This window comes from Desulfobacterales bacterium, from assembly GCA_029211065.1.
Classification (GTDB): domain Bacteria; phylum Desulfobacterota; class Desulfobacteria; order Desulfobacterales; family JARGFK01; genus JARGFK01.
The window spans coordinates 60,330-67,917 of the sequence record JARGFK010000010.1 but is presented as its reverse complement, the minus strand read 5'-3'; the positions used below and the strand labels follow the sequence as shown (position 1 = coordinate 67,917).

General features: G+C 51.5%; 8 protein-coding genes. 5 read left to right on the top strand and 3 right to left on the bottom strand.

Going from position 1 to position 7,588, the window contains the following annotated elements:
• Nucleotides 1-229 precede the first annotated feature (229 nt).
• From P1P89_04015 to P1P89_04005, 3 genes are all read right to left on the bottom strand, one after another.
• Nucleotides 230-715 carry a hypothetical protein gene (locus tag P1P89_04015; GenBank protein ID MDF1590660.1) on the bottom strand — a complete coding sequence of 162 codons (486 nt, stop codon included), beginning with the start codon at nt 713-715 and terminating at the stop codon, nt 230-232.
• Nucleotides 716-857: 142 nt separating this feature from the next.
• Complete coding sequence (locus P1P89_04010; protein MDF1590659.1) at nt 858-1,157, bottom strand: response regulator; 300 nt, start codon at nt 1,155-1,157, stop codon at nt 858-860.
• Nucleotides 1,154-1,279 (bottom strand): hypothetical protein, encoded by a 126-nt coding sequence (locus tag P1P89_04005; GenBank protein MDF1590658.1) that lies wholly within the window; start codon nt 1,277-1,279, stop codon nt 1,154-1,156. Before P1P89_04005 ends, P1P89_04010 begins: the two co-directional genes overlap by 4 nt.
• Before the next feature lie 610 nt (nt 1,280-1,889).
• Between P1P89_04005 and P1P89_04000 the strand changes: the two genes are divergently transcribed.
• The 5 genes from P1P89_04000 (at nt 1,890) to P1P89_03980 (ending at nt 7,577) form a co-directional block, all read left to right on the top strand.
• Nucleotides 1,890-3,071, top strand: a complete 1,182-nt coding sequence (locus tag P1P89_04000) for an MFS transporter (protein ID MDF1590657.1) — start codon at nt 1,890-1,892, stop codon at nt 3,069-3,071.
• Between the two features lie 194 nt (nt 3,072-3,265).
• Nucleotides 3,266-3,571 (top strand): isoamylase early set domain-containing protein, encoded by a 306-nt coding sequence (locus P1P89_03995; protein ID MDF1590656.1) that lies wholly within the window; start codon nt 3,266-3,268, stop codon nt 3,569-3,571.
• 60 nt (nt 3,572-3,631) lie between these two features.
• Complete coding sequence (locus P1P89_03990) at nt 3,632-4,999, top strand: CoA-binding protein (GenBank protein MDF1590655.1); 1,368 nt, start codon at nt 3,632-3,634, stop codon at nt 4,997-4,999.
• Entirely contained in the window at nt 4,993-5,673 is a 681-nt protein-coding gene (locus tag P1P89_03985) for an acetate--CoA ligase family protein (protein MDF1590654.1), read from the top strand. The genes P1P89_03990 and P1P89_03985 overlap by 7 nt, the downstream gene beginning before the upstream one ends.
• Nucleotides 5,674-6,206: 533 nt before the next feature.
• Nucleotides 6,207-7,577, top strand: a complete 1,371-nt coding sequence (locus P1P89_03980) for a TolC family protein (GenBank protein ID MDF1590653.1) — start codon at nt 6,207-6,209, stop codon at nt 7,575-7,577.
• Nucleotides 7,578-7,588: the final 11 nt, after the last annotated feature.

The window sequence follows — 7,588 nt, the reverse complement described above, 5'->3', positions numbered from 1 at the left end:
AATATAATTAAACGAAATGCATTTGCCGCCCTTTTTGTTGGCGATATAATGCATTTCTTCGATTGTTAATTTTTTTGGCATGATCCTGATACTTTAAAAATTAAAGGAAACCTTGCCAAAGTGTTCATCTGATCAGGCCTTAATCGGGATAGAGAATATCATCCTCATGCCCCACTTGCAATAACTGCGATAACACCTATAAATTATTGCCGGAAACAAAAGGTTTGAATTATCCGTCGCTCTTTTCCCGGGGCGCAACGATCTTTTGAATATCTTCTTTGATTTTGGCGCGGTAGTAGCTTACGGCAGCCTCGTTTCCCATGATCATATCGAGCTGGCGCGAGTGAATGGTCAGATAGCCCAGGATCTTGAGGTGGTCGATCATCACTTCTTTTTCCTGGTTTTCCAGGCGGGCGATCAGGTTGTCTTCCTTGATGTTCAGCTTAAACCCGTAATCCTCCAGGATTTCTCCCACAAAGAGCACCCGCTTGAGCCGACGGTCGTAATCGGCGGCACCCCCCTTAAAGTGAAAACTAATGTAGTTTTCCACCGGCCACTCGCTCACCAGGGTTTCGATTGTTGAAAAATGGAATCCCAGGCGGGATGTCAGGCTGCAAAAATTCTTAGAAATCATGAAATAGTTTTTTTCGGCGTACTGTGATTTCACGCCGGTGGTTAAGGCCGTGTTGGCTGTTGCCCGAAACATCACCGACATCAGGCCCTTGCCGTCAATGGGCGGCGGCCCCTTCCATCATAAAGCTGCCCCACAGTCTGAAAAATTTCATATTCCTCAGCTCCTCCATCTCCGACAAATTTATCTAAATAATCCCTTGCCTGATACGGGTCCGACTACTTATTCATTCACCCGACTGAATCATCTCCTGTATATGTTTTATCTTCTGCTCCTGAATGGAAATTTTCTTATAGGCATCCTCAAGTTTGTACATCAGCTCATCAATGCCGATGGACTTAATCAGGTAATCGAAGGCGCCTTTTTCCATCCCCTTGAGCGCCAGTTCCATCTTGGCATAGCCCGTCAGCAAAATCACCTCCACCAGCGGCGCCATTTTTTTTATCTCGACAAGCGTCTGGATGCCGTCCATTTCAGGCATCATGACATCCAGGGCCACCACATGGGGCGGATCTTCCCGGATCATTCCCAGGGCCGCTTGCCGTCCGGGGCGGTTCGTGCCTGTATTTCCCTTAACTGGAGTCTTTCTGCCAGGGTGGATACGAATTCGAGTTCATCATCCACCAGCAGGACTTTAAAATTTTTCATTCCCTCCCCAGATCGTTCAATCGCTCTTTTTCAAGGGTCTATCGACCTGACGCCTGCCGAAACCGTTCGTACTGAAAAAGCTCCGCTTTCCTGTCGCTTTCAGGTGCGGTCCATGTCCGCGGGAATATCGATAGTCGGCAGCAGGATACGGCACGTCATGACGCCTCCTTGTCTGCGCACAAAAACCAGGCCCAGGAAACAACACGGCACCCGAACGTTGAATTGTCGCCTTCTTAAGCTAACGATATGAATTCCCAGTATAAGATATAAGGTGTACGATGCTTTTATTTGATAGTCAATCAAGATTTTCCCGGCCATTTTAATCAAAAAACCGGCGGCCTTCCTGAGCAAAATCGAGTCCTTGCGCCCACCCAAAAAATGAGATAGTGCGCACGGGCTGCAATCAAGTCCTTTTAGAATACCTCTTGTCCTATGTGCGCTGCAATGTTAATAATTCAGCCGGGCAGCCCGGTGGGTATCCGGGATCAGACGCCATGGATCACGGATTCGTGCGAAATGCAAGCAAGCTGTATAGCTGTAAGGCCGGGAAGTTAATGCGCCTATGAGCTGATGAGCTGTTAACCAATAGGGGGGTGCCGATAGCAGGTTCATGAACCGACAGCACAAGAAAATATTCGGGACCCTTTTTTTTTCGATTTTCGCGACGGTTACCGGCGTGGGTATCGTGGTGCCGCTTCTGCCGGTCTATGCCCATGGGATAGGCGCCGGCGGTCTCTATATCGGCCTGATTTTTGGGTCGTTTTCACTTTCCAGAACTTTTTTTATGCCGTATTTCGGCCGGTTGTCTGACAAAAACGGCCGAAAGCCCCATATCGTTGCCGGCCTGCTGGCCTATGCCCTGATATCCATCGCCTTTATTTTCTCAACTGACATCGAAACGCTCATCGTCATTCGATTTTTTCAGGGTATCGCATCGGCCATGATCATGCCCATCGCCCAGGCCTATATCGGCGATATTACCCCGCCCGGACGGGAAGGCTTTAGCATGGGGCTGTTCAACATGTCTGTCTTCTGCGGCCTCAGCATCGGTCCCCTGGCCGGTGGAATGATCAGCGACTATTTCAGCCTTTCCACTGCTTTTGCCGCTATGGGGATTCTGGCGCTGATCGGTTTTTTTCTAAGCCTGTTTCTGCTGCCCCCCACTCAGTCCGAAGCGGTTATCCGCGACAGCAAAAAACCTTCGGACTGGAAACAGCTATTAAAGGACCGCGATATTGCCGGTTTTTTTTTGTTCCGGCTGGCATACACAACCTGCATCGGCATCATCTGGGGATTTCTGCCCGTTTTCGCGGACGTTGAATTTTCACTCTCCAGTTCATCCATCGGCATCCTGGTGATGCTGGGGGTCTTTGTCAACGGACTCATCCATACCCCCATGGGATTTCTGGCCGACAAAATCAACCGAAGACTGCTGGTCCTGGCCGGGGGGCTGGTTACCGGATTTGCCATATTATCTTTTGAATGGGCCGGCGGCTTCGGGGATCTTTTTCTGGCCAGCGTTTTATTCGGAATCGGCGGTGGTGTTTCCATGCCGGCCCTGATGGCCCTGGCAGTCTCTAAAGGCAGCCATACCAACGCCATGGGCTCCGTAATGGCCCTTTTAACCATGGCGCACAGCCTGGGAATGCTGGCCGGGTCATTGATAGGCGGCTTGATGATGGATATCTTCAGCCTGCGCCTGGCTTTCTGCTTTGGATCGGCAGCCATGGCTGTCGGAACCGTTCTTTTCATGATCTTCACCGTACCCGGTAAATTGCCAAATAGGAGGTAAGCATGTTGACTATAATGCCTTTCCGTCGTATAATGCCGGACAATATGATGATCATGTTTGGGTAAAACACCTCCCGCTCCTGCTGGCCAGTTTTTTACATTTTCGTTGCCAATCCGCTTTTGGTCTGTCGCCTTTACCGGAGGCGCCTTTTTCAGTCCCTTTAACTCCCCGGCGACAGGTTGGAATAGATAGCAATAACCAGCTCACAAAGGAAGGTCGTCAATGACTCAAAATCAAAACGTAGAAGGGTCGATTTTTCTCTGGATTCCCCTGATGCGGACAGTGTGTTCCTGGCAGGCGATTTTAACGCGTGGGATCGCCGGGCGCATCCCATGAAAAAAAGTGAAAATGGCGTCTGGCAAAAAGCAATGATGCTGTTTCCCGGCAGATACGAATACAGATTCCTGGTTGACGACCAGTGGGTGAATGATCTGCAAAATCCGGAGACCTGCCCGAACTGCTTTGGCACCCTGAATAATGTCATAACCGTGTCAGCGTAGGGTTTATTCTGTTTTTTTTATCCGTAGCGAGAGTGGAAATCAAAAGCCAGGAGATTTTTTTTGGACTTTAAACCCCTTTTCGAACCCAAAACCATGGCCGTGGTCGGGGTTTCGCTCACTAACGAACGGCACCCCGCCAACGTCATCTTTAACAAAATTTTCCTGCGCTACCCGGTGGAAGTCTTTCCGGTAAATCCCCGCGGCGGCACCCTTCAGGGCGAAAAAGTATATAAGCGAATTTCCGAAATACCCCGCGGGATCGACCTTGCCGTTATTGCGGTCCGGGCCGATTACGTTGCCGATATCCTGACCGATTGCATTCAAAGCGGCGTAAAGGGCGCTGTTTTGATTTCGGGAGGGTTTGCCGAAATCGGCCGGCAGGACCTGCAGGATCGGATTGTCGCCATTGCCCGCGAGGCCCGGTTCCCCTTTATCGGACCGAACTGCCTTGGGATCTATTCCCCCTCCCATGTCGACACCTTCTTTTTGCCGAGCGAACGCATGGTCCGTCCCGGTCCCGGAAATATCGCCTTGATCAGCCAGAGCGGCGGTGTTCTGGTGGACCAGATGGTCAAATTTGCCAATGAAGGCGTGGGGCTTTCGCTGGGGGTCAGCATCGGCAACAAGGCCCTGATCCGGGAACTGGACCTGCTGGCATATCTGGCCGGCGATCCAAAGACGGAAGTTATCGCCTTTTATGTGGAGGGGTTTAAAAAATATGAGGGCCGCAAGTTTGTCCTGGCCGCCAAAACGTGCCCCAAGCCGGTGGTGGTCCTCAAGGCCGGAAAAAGCGCCGCGGGAAGCAGAGCGGCCTCCAGCCATACGGCCTCCCTGGCAGGTGATTATGCCGTCTTTTCAGCCGCCCTCAGCCAGCATGGCATAGTGGAGGCCAAAAACGAGTTTGAGCTGCTCTCTTTTTGCGAAGCCCTGGGCTGCTATAAAACCGCCATCGAAGGCCGGGTGGGCATCATCACCGGAAGCGGCGGTCATGGCGTCCTTGCCGTTGATTTCTGCGCCGCCCACGGCATCTCGGCCCCTAAACTTTCAGCAGCCGCCTGCCGTAAATTTAAACAGCAGCTGTCCCCGAGCATCCGGGAGATTGCCGCCCTCACCAACCCCATCGATCTGACCGGCAGCGCCATTGATGATGATTTTGTCACGGCCGCCAACATCCTGAGCAGCGACCCCAACATCGAATGTATCATCATTCTGCTCTTGCCGTATTCGCCGGGCATTACTTCCGACGTGGGCGCACGACTCAGCCAGATCCACCGCAAATCCGGCAAACCGGTGGTGGCCTACGTTCCGCATCTTGAAAAATACCGGATGCTCATTGAAGGTTTTGAATTCAACCGCGTCCCGGTATCCCCGTCCATTGAAGGGGCCGTCTTGATGGTGGAAGCCATGAGGAGGTGTCGGCCGTGCTGAAAAAAAGTATCCGCAGCATCCTCGCATCTTCCCAAAAACAGGGCTGGGTCCTGGAACCGGAAGCCAAGCGCCTGTTGTCCCTGGCAGGGCTTGCCGTCCCTAATTTCAAGTGGGCGTCTAAATTGGAAGGGGCCCTGAAGGCGGCCCAAAGGATCGGCTATCCGGTGGTGGCTAAAATCGTCTCGCCCCAGGTCTTGCACAAGTCCGACGTCGGCGGCGTGGTCACCTATATCGACAACGACGCCGCCCTGAAAAAAGTGTTTCAGCGATTCAGCAAATTAAAAGGGTTTGCAGGCATACTGGTTGAAGAAATGCTGGCCGGAATCGAATTGATTGTCGGCGCCAAAATCGACCATCAGTTCGGCCCGGTTATCCTGCTGGGAATCGGCGGCACCGAAGCCGAACTTTACGGGGATACCAGTTTGCGCATGGCCCCCCTGCAGGAAACCGATGTGGCGGCCATGGTCAAATGCCTCCGGGCCCACCAGTTTTTAGAGGGCTATCGCGGATCAGCCCCGGTCAATATGCCGGAACTCACCCGCTTCATGATGGCGTTTTCGGATATCGTGATGAAGCTTGAAAATAGGATCGAATCCATCGACCTGAACCCGGTCATGTGTCTGGCCGACCGCTGCGTGGCAGCCGACGCCAGGATCATGTTGAAGCAGGAGTAAAGAATCCTGACCCAGAGGGATAGGCTTTGTTTATCCCCAGCAGGGATTTGCTTTGATGTATTTTTATTCATTTATTGAAATTCCAAACTTGGTGCTTTCGTAAAAAGTCTTAATTCGTCCCTTAGCGTCATTCCAACGAAGGCGGGAATCCATTGTTTTCAAATACTTCTGGATGCCTGCCTTCGCAGGCATGACGAAATTTCGGACTTTTTACGAGTCTGTCAAATTCCAAATATCAAATAAATTCCAATGACCAAATTTCGAAAATCCAAACAATGTTTCATACTGGAAAGTTTAGATAATTGAACCCTAAAAGCAGTCTTATCCCGTCAAGCAATCACCCATCAAACCTGGTCTGCTCGTAATTCCTTGACAGCGATACCGATTTCTTTTAATTTTGTAACTATCGGATGGCATCCGTCTCACCAAACAAGGGAAATGACAGAAAAGCACTTTTTCTTCAGTCACAAAAATTTGTCATATATATAGTGTCGCTCTACCATTTAAGCAAAAAATCAGCAGGGAGCACTGCCATGCAACAGGTTTTTAGTAAGATTTGTCTGTCTCTTTGTATGGGAATTTTCCTTTTATGTTCGTCCGCACTGAATAGTTTCGGACAATTTCCAAGTTCAACTCCGCTGACGCTGACCGAAGCCATTCAAAACGCTGTTGCAAAAAACCCCAAAATCAGTGCCGCCGGTTTCCAGGTCGAGTCTTCAGATGCCCAAATCACCCAGGCCCGCTCCGGCCTGCTGCCGCAAATTTATTTCAGCGAAGGGTATAATCATACCACCAATCCCATGTGGGCCTTCGGCACCAAACTGAACCAGGAACAGATTACCCGGCAGGATTTTGACCCGGCCAGACTGAATGATCCCGACCCCATCAACAATTTCGCATCGACCCTGTCTCTGAACTGGTCGCTCTATGACAGCGGTCAGACCCGTCATGGTCTCAAGCAGGCCGAAATCGGCAAAAAGATGACGACCCTCATGCTGGAACGGACACGCCAGCAGGTCATCGCCCAGACGGTAGCTGCCTATGTTGGCGTACTCCTGGCGCAGAAAAACCTGGCTGTCATTGAACAGACCCTGGAGACCGCCCGGGCCCACCACAAGATGGTGCGGGCGCGCTTTGAAAATGGTTTCGTGGTCAAAAGCGATCTTTTGCGGGCACAGGTTCACATCGCCGATCTGGAGCAGCAGCAGCTCCAGGCCGAAAGCCAGGTGCAAGTAGCCCGGGCATATCTGAATGCCGCCATGGGGGCCCCCATAGAAAGTATTTTTGATCTAAGCAGTCCGCTTGAGGCCGGTCAAGAAGTCTACAGCTCTCTTGAAAGCTGGATGGAAAAGGCCTTATCGCTGCGACCGGAACTCAAACAGATGCAGAACCAGGAAATGATCGCCCAGGAAGAAATCAACAAGTCCAAGGCCGCTCATCTGCCATCAATAAACCTGATGGGAAATTATGAATTTAACACTGAAGATTTCAGTGAGTGGGGGGATAATTACACGGTCGGCGCGATGGTGAACCTGAATATCTTTTCCGGCCGGCGCCTGTCGGCCAGAACGGTTCAGGCCAGGGCTGCATTAAATGAAGTCGGCGCCCGGCAGGCGGATCTAAAGCTGGGGATTCTCGTCCAAACACGCCAGGCTTTTCTGCAGGCCCAGAGTGCCCGCAAGCGAATTCCGGTTGCAGCGGCCGCCGTCACCCAGGCCGAAGAAACTCTGCGCATCGTTCGCAACCGGTATGAAACCGGACTGTTGAACATCGTTGCGCTCCTGGATGCGGAACTGACGCTGCAGCATGCCCGCACCAATCAGTTTAAAGCCGCACATGATTATAAAGTGGCCGCCGTCCAGCTGGCGCTGGTAGCCGGAACCATTGATGAAAACTTTCAATAACAGGGGTGAAT

Excerpts from the sequence above, each read along its gene's own strand:
- P1P89_03980 (MDF1590653.1), top strand. The coding sequence starts at position 6,207 with ATGCAACAGGTTTTTAGTAAGATTTGTCTGTCTCTTTGTATGGGAATT.
- P1P89_04010 (MDF1590659.1), bottom strand. The coding sequence starts at position 1,157 with ATGATCCGGGAAGATCCGCCCCATGTGGTGGCCCTGGATGTCATGATG.
- P1P89_04015 (MDF1590660.1), bottom strand. The coding sequence starts at position 715 with ATGTCGGTGATGTTTCGGGCAACAGCCAACACGGCCTTAACCACCGGC.
- P1P89_04000 (MDF1590657.1), top strand. The coding sequence starts at position 1,890 with ATGAACCGACAGCACAAGAAAATATTCGGGACCCTTTTTTTTTCGATT.
- P1P89_04005 (MDF1590658.1), bottom strand. The coding sequence starts at position 1,279 with ATGAAAAATTTTAAAGTCCTGCTGGTGGATGATGAACTCGAATTCGTA.